18 protein-coding genes are annotated in these 14,412 nt (G+C 70.6%); 11 read left to right on the top strand and 7 right to left on the bottom strand.

The window, feature by feature from the left end; all coding sequences use genetic code 11:
* Positions 1–46 precede the first annotated feature (46 nt).
* Positions 47–649, bottom strand: coding sequence for a macro domain-containing protein (locus CLV40_RS35375; RefSeq protein WP_374065138.1), 603 nt, complete (start codon positions 647–649; stop codon positions 47–49).
* Positions 650–738: 89 nt separating this feature from the next.
* Here CLV40_RS35375 and pheA point away from each other — a divergent pair, with 89 nt between their 5' ends.
* The 4 genes from pheA to CLV40_RS35355 all read left to right on the top strand — a co-directional run bounded on the left by pheA (position 739) and on the right by CLV40_RS35355 (position 4,236).
* On the top strand, positions 739–1,677 hold the full coding sequence (pheA, locus tag CLV40_RS35370; RefSeq protein ID WP_104483391.1) for a prephenate dehydratase: 939 nt from the start codon (positions 739–741) through the stop codon (positions 1,675–1,677).
* A gap of 2 nt (positions 1,678–1,679) precedes the next feature.
* A complete protein-coding gene (locus CLV40_RS35365; RefSeq protein WP_181043950.1) occupies positions 1,680–2,282 on the top strand; it encodes a histidine phosphatase family protein in 603 nt (200 codons plus the stop codon).
* Between the two features lie 137 nt (positions 2,283–2,419).
* A complete protein-coding gene (locus CLV40_RS35360) occupies positions 2,420–3,433 on the top strand; it encodes an ATP-binding cassette domain-containing protein (RefSeq protein WP_181043948.1) in 1,014 nt (337 codons plus the stop codon).
* Positions 3,430–4,236: an ABC transporter permease gene (locus CLV40_RS35355; protein ID WP_104483389.1), complete on the top strand. Its 807-nt coding sequence runs from the start codon at positions 3,430–3,432 to the stop codon at positions 4,234–4,236. The genes CLV40_RS35360 and CLV40_RS35355 overlap by 4 nt, the downstream gene beginning before the upstream one ends.
* A gap of 48 nt (positions 4,237–4,284) precedes the next feature.
* Here CLV40_RS35355 and CLV40_RS35350 read toward each other — a convergent pair whose 3' ends face one another.
* Positions 4,285–5,634, bottom strand: coding sequence for an MFS transporter (locus CLV40_RS35350; RefSeq protein ID WP_104483388.1), 1,350 nt, complete (start codon positions 5,632–5,634; stop codon positions 4,285–4,287).
* A 186-nt stretch (positions 5,635–5,820) separates the two neighbouring features.
* On the opposite strand from CLV40_RS35350, the gene CLV40_RS35345 reads away from it, so the two are divergent.
* Positions 5,821–6,432 (top strand): DUF4232 domain-containing protein, encoded by a 612-nt coding sequence (locus tag CLV40_RS35345; RefSeq protein ID WP_104483425.1) that lies wholly within the window; start codon positions 5,821–5,823, stop codon positions 6,430–6,432.
* A gap of 271 nt (positions 6,433–6,703) precedes the next feature.
* On the opposite strand, the gene CLV40_RS35340 is transcribed toward CLV40_RS35345, so the two are convergent.
* Positions 6,704–7,606: an AurF N-oxygenase family protein gene (locus CLV40_RS35340; protein ID WP_104483387.1), complete on the bottom strand. Its 903-nt coding sequence runs from the start codon at positions 7,604–7,606 to the stop codon at positions 6,704–6,706.
* A gap of 110 nt (positions 7,607–7,716) precedes the next feature.
* Here CLV40_RS35340 and CLV40_RS35335 point away from each other — a divergent pair, with 110 nt between their 5' ends.
* The 3 genes from CLV40_RS35335 (at position 7,717) to CLV40_RS35325 (ending at position 10,169) form a co-directional block, all read left to right on the top strand.
* Positions 7,717–8,673 carry an SDR family NAD(P)-dependent oxidoreductase gene (locus tag CLV40_RS35335; RefSeq protein ID WP_104483386.1) on the top strand — a complete coding sequence of 319 codons (957 nt, stop codon included), beginning with the start codon at positions 7,717–7,719 and terminating at the stop codon, positions 8,671–8,673.
* Between the two features lie 73 nt (positions 8,674–8,746).
* Entirely contained in the window at positions 8,747–9,349 is a 603-nt protein-coding gene (locus tag CLV40_RS35330; protein WP_104483385.1) for a glucosaminidase domain-containing protein, read from the top strand.
* Between the two features lie 160 nt (positions 9,350–9,509).
* A complete protein-coding gene (locus CLV40_RS35325) occupies positions 9,510–10,169 on the top strand; it encodes a sigma-70 family RNA polymerase sigma factor (protein WP_104483384.1) in 660 nt (219 codons plus the stop codon).
* A 133-nt stretch (positions 10,170–10,302) separates the two neighbouring features.
* Here CLV40_RS35325 and CLV40_RS35320 read toward each other — a convergent pair whose 3' ends face one another.
* The 3 genes from CLV40_RS35320 to CLV40_RS37600 are packed head-to-tail and all read right to left on the bottom strand — an operon-like array spanning position 10,303 to position 11,283.
* Positions 10,303–10,656, bottom strand: coding sequence for a nucleotide pyrophosphohydrolase (locus CLV40_RS35320; protein ID WP_104483383.1), 354 nt, complete (start codon positions 10,654–10,656; stop codon positions 10,303–10,305).
* A gap of 21 nt (positions 10,657–10,677) precedes the next feature.
* Positions 10,678–11,046 (bottom strand): PASTA domain-containing protein, encoded by a 369-nt coding sequence (locus tag CLV40_RS35315; protein ID WP_245931790.1) that lies wholly within the window; start codon positions 11,044–11,046, stop codon positions 10,678–10,680.
* A gap of 45 nt (positions 11,047–11,091) precedes the next feature.
* A complete protein-coding gene (locus tag CLV40_RS37600; protein WP_146108397.1) occupies positions 11,092–11,283 on the bottom strand; it encodes a hypothetical protein in 192 nt (63 codons plus the stop codon).
* A gap of 159 nt (positions 11,284–11,442) precedes the next feature.
* Between CLV40_RS37600 and CLV40_RS38640 the strand changes: the two genes are divergently transcribed.
* Both CLV40_RS38640 and CLV40_RS35305 read left to right on the top strand, forming a co-directional pair.
* A complete protein-coding gene (locus CLV40_RS38640) occupies positions 11,443–13,149 on the top strand; it encodes a sensor histidine kinase (RefSeq protein ID WP_181043947.1) in 1,707 nt (568 codons plus the stop codon).
* Positions 13,146–13,781, top strand: a complete 636-nt coding sequence (locus tag CLV40_RS35305; protein WP_104483381.1) for a response regulator — start codon at positions 13,146–13,148, stop codon at positions 13,779–13,781. The genes CLV40_RS38640 and CLV40_RS35305 overlap by 4 nt, the downstream gene beginning before the upstream one ends.
* On the opposite strand, the gene CLV40_RS35300 is transcribed toward CLV40_RS35305, so the two are convergent.
* On the bottom strand, positions 13,778–13,981 hold the full coding sequence (locus CLV40_RS35300; RefSeq protein WP_104483380.1) for a hypothetical protein: 204 nt from the start codon (positions 13,979–13,981) through the stop codon (positions 13,778–13,780). The two genes, CLV40_RS35305 and CLV40_RS35300, sit on opposite strands and share 4 nt — an antisense overlap.
* An 89-nt stretch (positions 13,982–14,070) precedes the next feature.
* On the opposite strand from CLV40_RS35300, the gene CLV40_RS41010 reads away from it, so the two are divergent.
* A complete protein-coding gene (locus CLV40_RS41010; RefSeq protein WP_483860558.1) occupies positions 14,071–14,295 on the top strand; it encodes a helix-turn-helix domain-containing protein in 225 nt (74 codons plus the stop codon).
* Positions 14,296–14,412 lie beyond the last annotated feature (117 nt).

Below are 14,412 nucleotides of genomic sequence, written 5' to 3'. Positions count from 1 at the left end.
ACGTGACGTGCGCGCGTATTTGACATGGCGCCCGCGCGGCGGGGCGTCACGCCGCGCCGAACACGGCGTCCCAGGCCGCCGCCACCTGTCGCCCGCACACCTGCGGGGGTACCCCGCCGACACCGGTGCCCAACCCGGGTGTCGCGATGGTGCCGACCACGGCCCGCACGGGCGTGCCGTCCTCCAGCGCGCCGTCGCGCCACAGCCGGAACACCGCGCGGGCCGCCAGGTACGGGTGCACGGTCTCGGCCGCCAGCGACTCGCTGGGCTCGCGCATGGTCGGCGCGGTGATCAGCCAGGCGGGCTCGTCGGTGCCGGTCGGCACGATCAGCGCCTCGCCCACCGGCAGCTCGCCGCCGTGCAGGGCCAGGACCGCGCTGCGCACGTGCTGCTCCACCGCCGGGAACCGCTGGGCGTAGACGGCGTCGATGCCACCCCGCATGTACCCGTACGAGTTGGCGGGCGACACCACCGCCTGGGCGGACACGTCGAGGACGGAGCCCCGGTGCACCCGGATGTCCGGCCGCTGCGCGGCGACCTCGTCCCAGACGTCGGCCAGCGGTTCCTCCCGCGCGCACAGCACCAGCTCGAGTGCGCCGGCGACCCGGCGGGGCGCCGCCGCCATCCCGGTGTCCGAATCCGCGGTCACGGTTCCAGCATGGCACTTGTCGGACACCCGGGTAACCGCCGTTTGGCAACCGCCACACCCGTTCCGCGCCCACTGCGTACTGTGGTCGGGTGCCGAGCATCGCCTACTTCGGGCCAGAGGGAACGTTCACCGAGCAAGCCGCCCGGGCGCTGGCGCCCGACGCGGACCTGCTGCCGATGCCGACCATCCCGGACGCGGTGGCCGCGGTGCGCGCGGGCAGGACCGACCTGGCGTGCGTGCCGGTGGAGAACTCCATCGAGGGCGCGGTGTCGGCCACCATGGACTCGTTGGCCGCCGACCTGCTGACCACGGACACAGCCACCCGGCCGGTGGTGGCGCTGGCCGAGCACCTGCTGCCGATCCGGTTCTCCGTGCTAGTCCGCCCCGGCCTCGCTGCCGCGGACGTGCGCACGGTGGCCAGTCACCCGCACGCGTTGGCCCAGGTGCAGCGGTGGGTGCGCGCGAACCTGCCCAACGCCGAGCCGCGCGTCGCGGCCTCGACGGCCGCCGCCGCGGTGGGCGTGGTCAAGGGCGAGTTCGACGCCGCCGTGACCGCGCCGGTGGCGAGCAGGCACTACGAACTCGACGTGCTGGCCACCGGCGTCGCCGACGAGTCGGACGCGATCACCCGGTTCCTGCTGCTGTCGCGCCCCACCGCGCCGCCCGCGCCCACGGGCGCCGACCGGACGTCGGTGATCCTGGTGGTGTCCCACCGACCGGGTGAACTCGCGGCGGTGCTGGCCGAGCTGGCCACGCGCGGTCTCAACCTGACCCGCATCGAGTCCCGCCCGCTGCGCGACCGCTTCGGCGAGTACCGCTTCTACCTGGACCTCGATGGCCACATCGGCGAGCAGCGGGTGGCCGACGCGCTCGCCGCGCTGCGCAGGCGGAGTCAACACGTGTTGTTCCTCGGCTCGTACCCGAAGGCGGAAGGCGTTGCGGCGGCCGTGGAATCGCCCTTCCGCGACTCGGACTACGCCGATTCCGCCGCGTGGGTAACGGCGATAGCGCGCGGGGAGAACGTATGACCGTGCGCCTGATGCTCACCCGCCACGGGGAAACGCCGTCCAACCTCCGCCACGCCCTCGACTCCCGGCCGCCCGGCCCGTCGCTGACCGAGATGGGGCACCGGCAGGCGTCGGCGCTCGCCGACCGGCTCGCCGGGGACCGGGTGGTGGCCGTCTACGCGAGCATCGCCGTGCGGGCACAGGAAACCGCCGCGCCGGTGGCCCGGCGGCACGGGCTGGCCGTCGAGGTCGTCGAGGGCATCCACGAGCTGCAGGTGGGTGACCTGGAGGGACTGTCGGACGAGGACTCGTTGCGGCGCTTCGGCCTGGTGTACGACCGGTGGACGCGGGGCGACCTCGCGGCGTCGATGCCCGGTGGGGAGTCGGGGGAGCAGCTGCGCGCGCGGTATCTGTCCACACTGGAGCAGATCTGCGCCAAGCACGACGACGGGCTGGTCGTCGTGGTCAGCCACGGCGGGATCATCCGGCTGGGCGCCGAGTGGCTGGCCGACAACGTCGGCGCGCGGCTGGCGGGCGCGAAGCTGCTGCCGAACACCGGGCACGTGCTGCTGGAGCCCCGGGACGCGGGCTGGCACTGCCTGGAGTGGACCGGAGTGGACCTCTAGCGAACCCGGCGTGACCACCCGGTCGGGGTGATCGGCCTTGTGGGTTATGTCCGGTGTGGGAAAATCGCACCGCGTTTGTCAGTGCGCGGGTCTACCCTGCTGGCCCGTAACCCAATCGGACTATCCAGGGAGGGCACATGCCCCCGCCCGCGTCCTCTATCGCCGTGCGCGCGGAGGCGCTGGTGAAGACCTTCGGGTCCACCCGCGCCCTCGACGGAGTCGACCTAGAGATCCCCGCAGGCACAGTCCTCGGTCTGCTCGGCCCCAACGGCGCCGGGAAGACCACAACCGTACGCATCCTGACCACGCTGCTGCGACCGGATTCCGGCCGGGCGTTCGTGGCGGGCCACGACGTGCTCGCCGACCCGGACGCGGTCCGTCGCTCGATCGGGTTGTCCGGGCAGTACGCGGCCGTCGACGAGCACCTGACCGCCAACGAGAACCTGTACATGGTCGGCAGGCTCTACGGGATGAGCACCAGCGACGCCCGCGCCCGGGCGAAGGAGCTGGTCAACCGGTTCCGGCTGCAGGACGCGGCCGACCGGCCCGCCCGCACCTACTCCGGCGGCATGCGCCGCAGGCTCGACCTCGCGGGCGCGCTGGTCGCCGAGCCCGCGGTGGTCGTGCTCGACGAGCCGACCACGGGGCTGGACCCGCGCGGTCGCCTCGACACCTGGGAGGTCATCGGTGAGCTGGTCGCCGACGGCGCCACCGTGCTGCTGACCACCCAGTACCTGGAAGAGGCCGACCAGTTGGCCAACACGATCCTGGTCATCGACCACGGCAAGGTCATCGCCAACGGCAGCGCCGACCAGCTCAAGGCGCAGGTCGGCGGCGAGCGGCTGGACATCGTGGTCGCGGAGGCGGCCGAGCTGCCCGCCACGGCCCGCGTCCTCGCCGAGGTCGGCGCGGACGAGCCGGTCGTCGAGGAGCACCAGCGGCGGGTCCACGTCAAGGTCGAGACCGGGCCGAAGTCCCTGGTGGAGGCGCTGCGCAGGCTCGACCAGGAGAGCGTGAACGTGCTCGACGTCGCGCTGCACCGCCCCACCCTCGACGACGTGTTCCTCTCGCTGACCGGCCACGCGGCCGAGGAGGAGCAGCCCGCCGAGCCGGAAGGCAAGAGCAAGGGCAGGAAGGCGAAGTCCCGATGAGCGTCATCACCGCGGGCGCCCGCGACAGCAGTGTGGTCACCTGGCGCAACCTGATGAACGTGCGCCGCCAGCCGGACCTGCTGCTCGGCGCCACCCTCCAGCCGATCATGTTCGTGCTGCTGTTCGCGTTCGTGTTCGGCAACAGCATCGGCGACGACCCGGACGCGTACCGGCAGTTCCTGATGGGCGGCATCTTCGCCCAGACGGTCGCGTTCAACTCCGCCTACACCACCATCGGCATGGCGGCCGACCTGGAGAAGGGCGTCATCGACCGGTTCCGGTCGCTGCCCATGTCCCGCTCGGCCGTGCTGATCGGGCGCACCACCTCCGACCTGGTGGTGAGCGCGCTAGGGCTGGTCGTGATGTCGATCTGCGGCCTGATCGTGGGCTGGCGGATCAGCGGCGGCTTCCTGGAGGCGGTCGCCGCGTACGCGATCATGCTGCTGTTCTCCTTCGCGATGTCCTGGATCGGCGCGTGGATCGGCATGGTGTCCGGCAGCGTCCAGGTCGCGCAGAGCGCCGGGTTCATCTGGATGTTCCCGGTCAGCTTCATCTCGTCGGCGTTCGTGTCGGCGTCGAGCATGCCGGGCCCGCTCAAGGTCATCGCCGAGTGGAACCCGATCACCGCGGTCGCCGACGCGGCCCGCGACCTGTTCGGCAACCAGCGGCCGGGCGTGCTCGCGACCTCGGACGTGTGGCCCGCGCAGCACGCGGTGCTGTACGCGATCCTGTCGTGCATCGGGGTGCTGGTGATCTTCGCGCCGCTCGCGGTGTCGAAGTACCGCAAGGTGGCCAGCAAGTAGGTCCGCGGCTTGGTCGACGGGGGCGGTGCTTCGGTGCCGCCCCCGTTGCTATGCCCCGGCTGTCGCGCTCTCGTCCGCGACGGGTTCCCTGGCCGGGGTGGGCTCGGGCCGCGTCGGTTCCGGGGTGGGCGCGGGCATGACCTGCTCGTGCCGGATCGGCTCGGGGTCGTCCGGTTCGGGTTCGTCGGCGTCGAGCGCGGCGATCTCGCGCTGGTAGTGGCCCAGGACCAGCCACAGCGCGCCCGCGAGGCCCAGTTGCAGCACGCCGGAGACGAGGAAGACCGCGCGCACGTCCAGCCAGGCGGCGAGCGCGCCGCCGAGCAGCGCGCCGACCGGGATCGCGCCCCAGACCGCCGTCCGCCACACGCCGAGGACCCGGCCGAACAGGTGCTCGGGGATCAGCGCGTGCCGCAGCGCCCCGATGATCACGTTGAGCACCACGATGCAGGCGGCGAAGAGGCCGAACAGGATGCTCGCGCTGATCGGTTCGGTGACCAGGCCCATGGCGGTGAACGCGGCGCCGCAGCCGACGACTGACAGCGCCAGCACCGTGCGCCGCGGCATCGCCCTGGTCAACCGCGCGGTGAGGGCCGCGCCGAGCAGACCGCCGACCCCGCCGACGAGCGCGAAGACGCCGAACGCGGCCTCGTTGAGGCGCAGCCCGTCCAGCGCGTAGAGCACCAGCAGCGCCTGGGCCAGTTCGGAGATCGCGGCCAGCGCGGCGGCGAAGACGAGCAGCCGGACCATCAACGGGCGTCGACGAACCCAGCCCAGGCCCTCGCCGAGCTGCGTGCGCAGCCGCGGGGCGGGCCCGACGACCCGGGGCCGGTACTGGCCGCGGATGGCGAGCAGGAACAGCGCGGCGAGCGCGAAGCCGACGGAGTTGAGCAGGAAGGGCAGCGACGCGCCCGCGACGAAGGTGAGGCTGCCGAGCGGGCCGCCGAGGAAGGTCTGGCCGACGATCTCGGCGGACTGGAGCTTCCCGTTCGCGGACTCCAGTCCGGACCGCGAGACCACGGCGGGGATCAGCGCCTGCGCCGCGCTGTCGGCCACGGTCTCGACGGTGCCGATGAGCAGCGCCATGACGTAGAGCAACCAGATCGTCGTCGCGTCGAACAGCACGAGCAGGGCCAGCGCGCCGACCAGCGCGGCGCGGGCCGAGTTGGCCAGCAACATCGCTCTACGCCGGTCGACGCGGTCCAACATGGCGCCGCTGACCAGGGAGAACAACAACCAGGGGAGGAACGCGGTGGCGGAGAGGCCACCGATGAGCACCGGATCGCGCGTCAGGCTGGCACCCAGCAGCGGGAAGGCGGTTTTCCCGATGCCGTCGCCCAGGTTGGACAGCGCGCTGGAGGACAGCAGCCACCCCAGCCGTCGATCAGGTGAACCCCTCAAGCCGCCGCCCCCCTGCTAGCGACGGGCGATAATCGTGTCGACGCAGGTCCCGCCATGCCGCGACGCTACTGTCCGCGCTCAGCGGGTAACTACCCCCGAATGGGCGGCAATTCTTACCAAGCCCGGTTCACCGTTGTGAACCCCGCCCAGGTGGCGGTCAGTGGAAGAGTGGCCCATCGTGTGGTCATGAGGTGGGCAACCAACCGCTTGGGGATCGGGACCGCGCTGGCGCTGACGTGCCTGGTGGCGGGCTGTGGCAAGCAGCAATCCGCCACGCCCCCACCATCGGTTCCGATGGTCAGCGCCACCGCGACGACAGCCGCCCCACCCACCACCACCGAGGGCGCCGCCCCCGGGGGCGGCGACGAGAGCCCGGCCGAGTGGTACTGCAAGGTCGACGACCTCACCCTGACCCTCCGCGACGGGGACGCGGCGGCCGGAACCGTCTACCGAATCCTGGTCTTCACCAACAAGGGTGGACGAACCTGCGTCATCCAAGGCTTCCCCGGGGTGTCCTATGTGGCAGGTGAGGACGGCCACCAGGTAGGCCCGGCCGCCTTCCGCGAGGGAGCCAAGGGCGGCCCGATCACCCTGGCCCCAGGCCAAGACGCCACGGCGGCCGTCGGTTTCGTCAACGTAGCCAACTACGACCCGGCGGTCTGCAAACCAACGGAAGTCCGAGGCCTGCGCGTCTACCCACCCCACGACACGGCATCGGCCTTCGTCCCGATCGCAGGCACCGGTTGCGCGGGCACACCCCCGGGCAACCAGCTGACCGTCCACACGGTCGTCTCGTAACCCTTCCCGCCCAACCCGTCGAGTTGTCCACAGGCTTGATCATCAGCACCCGCTTCTGTCGGTACCCGCCACTGGCATGGATACCGGGGCCAGAGGTGCGCGTCGATCAACACGACAGGTCGCGGCCACGCCATCTCGCACGAACCGAGCGACCGTGCCCACACCCGAACCGGTTGTCCACAGGCTTGATCATCTTTGGCCGAACCTGTCGGTGCCCGCCGGTAGAATGGAAATCGGGGGTCGGAGGCACGCCTTGATCAATTGCCGCCCATCAGCTGCGGAGCAAGCCCGCGCGCCGCCAGAGGCGTTTGGACGGGCCGCCGATCATGTCGGTCTCCGTCAGGAAGTCGATGACCTTCTCGACCATCCAGCGCCTGGTTTCGCGGAAGTGAGGGTTGGCCAAGGCTGCCGCTCGTCCTTCGCGCGGGTCGATCCCCACCGAGCGGTAGACCCGTGGGTGTACCAAGGCGTCCATCACCGCGATGGCGGTTGCCGCCGTCATAACGCGGTGCCATTCCAGTTCCGCGCGGTTGAGCTTCGGTGTCGAGCGGACCACCTCTTCCCGCGCGTACCGGACGTGCCGGGCCTCCTCGATCACGTGGATCCGGTTCACCATCCGGATCAGCGGTTGCATCTCCGGGTCGTCCATAGTGGACCGCTGTAGCCGGTCTGTCGCCTCTTCCGCCACCAGCACCGAAGCGAACATCGACGGCCCGCCCGCGATCGTCTTGTAGACGCGGCCCAGGTTGTGCAGGAGTCTTCCCGGGCCGTAGTTCGGGACGCCGAAGCGTTCGATGGCCTTGGCGAACATGATCGAGTGGCGGGTCTCGTCGCCGACCTCGGTCAGGGCGTACTGGGCGTGCGGGCTGCGCGGGTCCAGGTCGTAGGCGTAGCGGACGAGCAGTTGGATCAGGATGATCTCGAACCACAGGCCCACGCTCGCGATGCTGGCGATCTCGTGCTTCGACAGCTCGATCCGCTGCGCAGGCGTCAGCCGCTCCCACAGCGCCGTGCCGTACAGCGACACCCGCTCCAGCGGCATGTACGCCTTGTCCGCCGCCAGCGGCGCCGCCCAGTCGATGTCCAGGTGCGGGTCGTAGGTGTTGCGGACCGACGCTTCCAGCAGGCGGGCGCCGACCTGGTCGCGGTCCTTGGGGCGTAGCGCACGGGCCATGATCGCCTCACATGTAACTAGTAGTAACAGTTACTTGTCGTCCAGGTTGATCGGTCCCGGGCCGGTTGTCAAGCGGTCGACCACCGCCGCGGCGACTAGCGTTGACCGGCATGAGCACTGCCACGAAGGTCCTCGACACGGTGCTCGACCGCACCGTGGTGCCCGGCTACTCGAAGATCGGGTACGCGGTGCGCAGCCGGTTCTGGCCCGCCGACCCGGCGCCCGGCGCTCTTGCGGGCAAGACCGCGCTGGTCACCGGTGCGAACTCCGGGCTCGGCAAGGCCGCTGTTGCGGGGTTGGCCCGGCTCGGTGCGAGCGTGCACCTGGTCGTTCGCAACACGGAGAAGGGCGAGCAAGCCCGGCAGGAGATCGTCAACGAGATCCCGCAGGCGCACCTCGAAGTGCACCGTTGCGACATCTCCAGCCTCGCCGACGTCCGCGCCTTCGCCGAGGGATTCGCCCCGGACACCCTCGACGTCCTCGTGCACAACGCGGGCGCGCTGCCGCCGTCGCGCGCGGAGACGCCCGAGGGCAACGAGACCACCCTGGCCACGCACGTCCTCGGCCCGTTCCTGCTCACCGGCCTGCTCCGCCCCGCCCTCGCCGCCGCGCGTGGCCGGGTAGTCTTCGTCAGCTCCGGCGGCATGTACACCGCGAAGCTGCGCAGCGACGACCCCCAGTACCGCGAGGGCGAGTACGCGGGCGCCAAGGCGTACGCGCGGACCAAGCGCATGCAGGTCGTGCTCGCCGAGCAGTGGGCCGCCCGCCTCGCCGACGACGGCGTCACCGTGCACAGCACCCACCCCGGCTGGGCCGACACCCCCGGCGTCACCGGGTCGCTGCCCGGCTTCAACAAGATCATGGGCCCGCTCCTGCGCACCCCCGACCAGGGCGCCGACACCATCGTCTGGCTCGCCGCCGCCGACGAGCCGACCCGCGCGTCCGGCCACTTCTGGCACGACCGCCGCGTCCGCCCGACCCACTACCTCCCCTGGCAGCACGACACCCCCGAGGCCCGCAAGCGCCTCTGGGACCTCTGCGTCGAGGAGACCGGCCTGGTGATCTAGTCGGCCGGACCTGGTCGCTCGACCGGGTGACCCCGGATTGCGAGCCCGCCCCGGCCGTCTGACGCTCGATCGCATGAGACGACACCTTGTTCATGCGGTCGGGGCGCTCGCGCTCGCGGCCTGCGCGTTGCTGCCCGCCCAACCCGCGGGCGCCCGACCCGCCGTGGTCGACCAGGCCGCGGTGCACGAGCAAGCGCTGCGCACCTCCGACGGCGAGTTCCTGCGGACCATCGAGCCGATCGCGCGGGCCGTGGCCGGGGAGTTCCGCGTCCCGGCGTCGGTCACGGCGGGCCAGTCGATCCTGGAGTCGTCGTGGGGGCAAAGCCGGTTGGCGGTCAACGACAGAAACTTCTTCGGATTCAAGTGCCTGGGCGACAAGCCGGGCCCGATCGCCATCGGCTGCCACGACTACCCGACCTCCGAATGCACCCCCGACTGCCACCAGGTGCAGGCGCTGTTCCGGGTCTACGACTCGCTGCAGGCGTCCTTCCGCGACTACGGCCGCGTGCTCTCCACCAGCGCGAACTACGCCGAGGCGCGCCCGCTGGCCGGTGACCCGCGGGCCTTCGTCACCGCGGTGGCGCGCAAGTACGCGACCGATCCGAACTACGCGGCGAAGGTCATCCGGATCATGGACGAGAACGACCTCTACCGGCTCGACCGGCCGCTGCCGTAGGCATTTCCGTACCTCTCGGTAACCGCTTCATCGCTTTCCGTCTAAAAGTAACGAAGACGTGACGAACGCGCCGAAAATAGGGCCGGTCGTCCTGTATTTCGTCCGGGGCACCGCGCTCTGTTAGGGGTGAGAGACAACGCCCTGGCGCGGGAGGAACGCGATGTTGTGCACGGTGGAGCTGGACGATGAGCTTGCCGCCCTCGAGGCGTCGCTGGTCAGCGTGCCCGAGCAAGCCACCTACGGGGTCCGCACGCCGACCCCCGCGGACCGCGACAACCTCGACACCGTCGTCGCCGCCGCGATCACGGGCGACTCCTGCGCCACCGAGCAACTGCTGATCTTCCTGCGACCGCTGGTCGTGCGCTACTGCCGCGCCAAGCTGGGCAGGCTGCCGCACTCGTTCAGCAGCGCCGACGACGTCGCCCAGGAGGTGTGCGTCGCGGTGTTCCGCGCGCTGCCGACCTACCAGCAGCTCGGCAGGCCGTTCCTCTCCTTCGTCTACGGCATCGCCGCGCACAAGATCGCCGACGTGCACCGCGCCAACTCGCGCGACAAGTCCGACCCGATCGCCGAGACCCCGGACACGATGAGCCTGGACGACGGCCCGGAGCAGATCACCCTGCGGCACGAGCTGGCCGAGCAGACCGGCGCCCTGCTGCGCACGCTCACCCAGCGCCAGCGCGACATCCTGATCATGCGGGTGGTCATGGGCATGTCCGCCCAGGAGACCGCCGACGTCGTCGGCACCACCGCCGAGGCGATCCGCGTCGCCCAGCACCGCGCGCTGAACCGGCTGCGCAAGACGGTCGCGCGGGTCTGAGGCAACGCGGGGTGCCGCCGGGACGTCACTGAGAAGACCCGAGGGCGGGAGACCGCCGGTCGTGGCCCGAGCGGGGGAGGCCGGGCCACGACCGGCGCGGGAACCGCACCGCGCCGGTCGCCTCGCTACCCGGTCAGCTGTCCCGCTCGACCTTGTCCAGCGCCCCCTTTCCCACGCCCGCCGGGAAGCGGACCTCATTGCGGTCGATCTTGGCGTGGCCCGCGGCGAGCAGGTCGACCCCCAGGACGTCGGCCAACCGGACGAGGTAGAGCAGCACGTCGGCCAGCTCGTCCTCGATGCGGGCACGGGTCGCCGGGTCGTCCGGTGCGGCGGTTGCCTCGTCCGGGGTGAGCCACTGGAACAGCTCCGTCAGTTCGCCCACCTCCCCGGACAACGCCATGACCAGGTTCTTCGGGGTGTGGAACGGGCCCCAGGCGCGGGCGTCGCTGAACGCGCGTTGGCGGGCGGAGAGCTCTTCCAGGGTCACGCGCCCATCTTGGCGCACGGGCTACTCGGACTTCTTCTTCGACCGCAGCAGGATCTTGTCCGACTGCGGGATCACGGTGCCCGCCGCCGGTACCTGCTCGACGACCACCCAGTTGCTGTCGTTGATCAGCAGCCTGCCCCGGCCGGTCGCGTCCTCTTCGGTGAGGAAGTAGAAGCCCGCGGCCTGCATCGCGTCCTGGGCCTTCTGGTGGTTCATGCCGACCACGTTCGGCACAGCGGCCGCCTTGGCCGAGGTCCCCGGGAACGAGACGGGCGGCATGGTGGCGCTGGCAGGCGCGCCCCCGGTCGGCGCGGTAGTGCCGGGCGGGCCGGGTTTGCCGTCCACGCACCCGGCCAGTGCGACGAGGGCGAGCGACAGGACAGCGCACATGCGGCGCATAGGACCCCCTAGGTCGAGGTGGGGACCCTTCCATGATCACCGATGGTGATCGTTCCCGCCACCGATCCCGTGCTCAGCCGCGGTGATCGTTCCCGCCACGACCCCGCGCGCCCGGCGCTTGGGGACGATCGTCGGCCCCCAGGCCAGCACCATCAGCAACACCACACCCAGTCCGATCCAGCTCCACAGCATGTCGTCCCCCGAAGGCTCGTAGTTCGTCCTGCTCACAGCATGTTCGGAGCGGGGATGCGCGCGAATCGGCCGATGGCCCATTCCCGCCTACACCGCTCGGCCGGGCCCGGTCGCGGCCGGGTCAGCCGATCGGCCGATGCGGACGCGCCGCACGACTGAGGCGGGCATCGGCCCGTGGTCTTACTTTTGTGGCTCATGGAGCTCCTAAGGTCCGCCCGGCTGTGGGTGGCGGGCGCGGTGGCCGCGGCGTACCTGTTCGACTTGGCGCAGTTCACGCTGGGGCAGGTGAACGCGGTGACGGCCTTCGTGCCGGTACCGCTGCTCATGTGCGTGGTGTTGGCGCTGTACCAGCCGGTGTGGGGTGCGATGGTCGGCGCGGCGTGGGTGATCGCCGGGTCGGCCGCGATGCACGCCCTCGGGGCGGTCCCGTCCGGCCGGTTCACCATCGATCACCTGACCATGCCGGAGGTCGTCGGGGGTGCCTCGCTGGTCGTCATGGTGGTGTGGCGGTGCCGGGGGTGGGTCGCCTCCGGTTTGGTGGCCCTGCTGGGTGCGGCGGGTATCGGCGCCCTGGGGATTCGGCAGCAGACCGAGCTCGCGAACTTCCGCACGCTGTACCCCAGCTATTCGGGGGGGCAGCAGCTGCTCATCTCGGGGAGCATGGGCTTGCTGGTGCTGCTGTGCGCGGTCGTCGCGGGCTTCGCCCTGCGCGCCCACGAGGGCCGGGGAATGCCGCCCGCCATTCGGCAGCTGGTCCGCAGGCAGTGGCCGATGGCTGGTGCCTTGCTCCTGCTGACGGTATTCGACCTGGTGAACACCGTCAGCGACTACTACGGCACGGGCGTGGTTTCCCTGCTCCCCTTGGCGCTCATGCTGGCCACGGCGGTGTGCGCGGTGCTCGGTCCGATGAACCCGCTGAAGTGGGCGGTGGTCGCCGCGGCGCTCGTCGGCTTCGGCTTGGCGGCGCACGTCTCCCTCGGCTTGGCCGACGGCGACTCCCCGCCGCTGCCGGTGCCGACCACCGTCGTCGCCGCGCACATGGCGCTGGTCTGCTACCTCGTCCGCTACGTCGACCGGGAGCGGGCGGTGTGGGGTGCCGGCGCGCTCGTCGGGATCGACGTGTTCACCCTGTCCATGACCCGGACGGGGGGCATGCGGGAGGCGTTGCTGGTCGCCGCCTTCCTACTGGTGGTCGCGGCGGCGACGGGCGAGTACTTCCGGGCGCGGGACCGCGAACGCACCCGGACCGTGCAGGTCGCGGTGACCGGCGCGCAGCAGGCCGAGCGGATGGCGCTGGCCAGGGAGTTGCACGACGTGGTCGCCCACCACGTGACCGGCATCGTCGTCGCCGCCCAGGCCGCCCGGTTGGTGGGGGAGACCAACCCGCAGGCGGCGGTGTCGGCGCTGGACCGGATCGAGGGCGCGGGCATCGAGGCGCTGGCCGCCATGCGGATGCTGGTCGGCAGCATGCGCGGCGCGCCGGTCGCGGGGGCGGAGGGCCAGGCGACCATGGACCTGGCGTTCGACCTGCGGGCCCTCGCCGAGAACTTCCCCGGCCCGGTCGTGGTGATGGACGTGGAGCTGCCCCCGTCGCTACCGCCCGAAGCAGGAAGGTCCGTGCTGCGGATAGTGCAAGAGGCCCTGACCAACATCGGTAAGCACGCCCACGACGCGAAGTCCGTCGAAGTCACGATTAGGACTGACGGCGACGACCTGCACCTACGCGTCGTCGACGACGCGACAACACAAAACCCCCAACCGGCGTGCGGTACAGGCGGATACGGGCTCGTGGGGATGCGCGAGCGGATAGACCTGTTGGGTGGCCGGTTCGAGGCGGGACCGGGCGAACAGGCAGGCTGGGTGGTAGACGCCCGTTTCCCCCTGCGCCGGGAGGACCTGTGATCCGCATCCTGATCGCCGACGACCAGGAGATGGTCCGCGCCGGTTTCCGGATGATCCTGGAAACCCAGGACGACATGACCGTGGTGGCCGACGTCGCCGACGGCATCTCGGCGGTGCGCAAGGCGCGGGAACTGCGCCCGGACGTGTGCCTGGTCGACATCCGCATGCCCGGCCTGGACGGCTTGGCGGTGACCAAGACCCTGGCCGGACCGGACGTGGCCGAGCCGCTCAAGGTCGTCGTCGTGACCACGTTCGACCTGGACGAGTACGTGCACACGGCGTTGACCAACGGTGCCAGCGGCTTCCTGCTCAAGGACGCGGGCCCGGCCCTGCTGATGGAGGCGGTCCGCGCCGCCAGCCGGGGAGACGCCCTGGTCTCCCCGCAGATCACGGTGCGGCTGCTGAAGCACTTCGCCGCACCGTCGAAGGGGCCGAACCCGCTGACGGAGCGGGAGACGGAGGTCGTCCGGGCGGCGGCCAGGGGGCTGACGAACACCGAGATCGGGCAGGAGCTGTTCCTGTCGCTGTCCACGGTGAAGACCCACCTGGCCGCGGTGCAGACCAAGATCGGCGCCCGCAACCGGGTGGAAGTCGCCGCCTGGGCCTGGCGCACCGGATTGATGGGCGACTAGGCCGACTTGGCCAGTTCGGCCCGGGCCTGGGTGGCGACGTCGATGAGCCGCTCAAGGCCCTGAATCCCGAAGGTGATCTCGAAGCTCTCGAAGCGCCCACCGAAGTGCAGCGACATGGCCTTGGCTCCGTCGGGGGCGAAGGAGATGTCACATCCGTCGTCGACCCGTGCCCAGGCGTTGACGGTGAAGTTGCTGTCCATGGATTCCTCCTGCGTGAGTGGGAACGCCGCAATACAAGGATGTGAGTGCTCGGGATGCAAGCTTTCAGATCGGGCTTTCACCCGAAAGGATGCTCATTCAGAGATTGCATTTCAGCAGGAGTGCTCCGATACTTTCAGATCGGGTGAAACATCTCCCCGATCTGAGAGGCTGGAAATTGACCGAAGGCACGACCGGGTCGACCGTCCCCCGCAGGCAACTCGGTCGACACCTCCGCGACCTCCGCGGCCAAGCCCGCCTCACCGTCAAGGCTGCGGCGACCGCCCTGGAGTGGTCGGAGGCCCAATGCCACTAACTTAAGCAAGAAGCTGCTATTATTTTCGGGTGGCTCGCGTGGTGCAGGTTCGTGGTGGTGTCGTTGATTCGTCGGCTGTTCGGTTGACCGATCGGATCTCGTTGGGTGTGTTGGCGG

Origin of the sequence: Actinokineospora auranticolor, from assembly GCF_002934265.1 — a bacterium.
Taxonomy (GTDB): Bacteria; Actinomycetota; Actinomycetes; order Mycobacteriales; family Pseudonocardiaceae; genus Actinokineospora; species Actinokineospora auranticolor.
The sequence above is the reverse complement of the archived record's forward strand: the minus strand, read 5'-3'. Positions and strand labels throughout refer to the sequence as shown.

Coding starts and splice junctions, on each gene's coding strand:
- CLV40_RS35360 (WP_181043948.1), top strand. CDS start 2,420: ATGCCCCCGCCCGCGTCCTCTATCGCCGTGCGCGCGGAGGCGCTGGTG.
- CLV40_RS35315 (WP_245931790.1), bottom strand. CDS start 11,046: ATGTGCGCTGTCCTGTCGCTCGCCCTCGTCGCACTGGCCGGGTGCGTG.
- CLV40_RS35335 (WP_104483386.1), top strand. CDS start 7,717: ATGAGCACTGCCACGAAGGTCCTCGACACGGTGCTCGACCGCACCGTG.
- CLV40_RS41010 (WP_483860558.1), top strand. CDS start 14,071: ATGCTCATTCAGAGATTGCATTTCAGCAGGAGTGCTCCGATACTTTCA.
- CLV40_RS35355 (WP_104483389.1), top strand. CDS start 3,430: ATGAGCGTCATCACCGCGGGCGCCCGCGACAGCAGTGTGGTCACCTGG.
- CLV40_RS35345 (WP_104483425.1), top strand. CDS start 5,821: ATGAGGTGGGCAACCAACCGCTTGGGGATCGGGACCGCGCTGGCGCTG.
- CLV40_RS35340 (WP_104483387.1), bottom strand. CDS start 7,606: ATGGCCCGTGCGCTACGCCCCAAGGACCGCGACCAGGTCGGCGCCCGC.
- CLV40_RS35325 (WP_104483384.1), top strand. CDS start 9,510: ATGTTGTGCACGGTGGAGCTGGACGATGAGCTTGCCGCCCTCGAGGCG.
- CLV40_RS38640 (WP_181043947.1), top strand. CDS start 11,443: ATGGAGCTCCTAAGGTCCGCCCGGCTGTGGGTGGCGGGCGCGGTGGCC.
- CLV40_RS35300 (WP_104483380.1), bottom strand. CDS start 13,981: ATGGACAGCAACTTCACCGTCAACGCCTGGGCACGGGTCGACGACGGA.
- CLV40_RS35330 (WP_104483385.1), top strand. CDS start 8,747: ATGAGACGACACCTTGTTCATGCGGTCGGGGCGCTCGCGCTCGCGGCC.